At 64.0% G+C, this 236-nt stretch carries 1 protein-coding gene; it reads left to right on the top strand.

Annotated features, from left to right (window positions below; all coding sequences use genetic code 11):
- Positions 1 to 83 precede the first annotated feature (83 nt).
- The gene (locus ACQG3P_RS23640; RefSeq protein ID WP_426806409.1) at positions 84 to 221 is read left to right on the top strand and encodes a hypothetical protein; all 138 of its coding nucleotides are present in this window, start codon (positions 84 to 86) and stop codon (positions 219 to 221) included.
- The last annotated feature ends 15 nt before the right edge of the window (positions 222 to 236 follow it).

The following is a 236-nucleotide window of genomic DNA, read 5'->3' as shown; positions in this document are numbered from 1 at the left end:
CCAGTCCCCAAGGACGTCCCAATCGGAAGAAAACAACCACTCCTGAAAGTCCATGTCCCCTCCCGGTAGTAGCCGATTCTGCCATGAACTGCTTCCACCCCAACGACCGCGCCTACGCCCTCGAACGCGCCTTGGCCGCCGCCACCGCTCTGGGCGAGGACCGCAAGGTTCTAGAAGACCTCCGCGAGATACTGGCCGAAGCGCGGCGGGACACCCGCTGATGAGTGCCCTGGTGC

Source organism: Stenotrophomonas sp. SrG (assembly GCF_050031795.1).
GTDB classification, from domain to species: domain Bacteria; phylum Pseudomonadota; class Gammaproteobacteria; order Xanthomonadales; family Xanthomonadaceae; genus Stenotrophomonas; species Stenotrophomonas rhizophila_A.
This window is presented reverse-complemented; position numbering and strand designations above follow the sequence as displayed.

What these genes read in the sequence shown, in the direction of transcription:
- ACQG3P_RS23640 (WP_426806409.1), top strand. Translation starts at nt 84, where the DNA reads ATGAACTGCTTCCACCCCAACGACCGCGCCTACGCCCTCGAACGCGCC.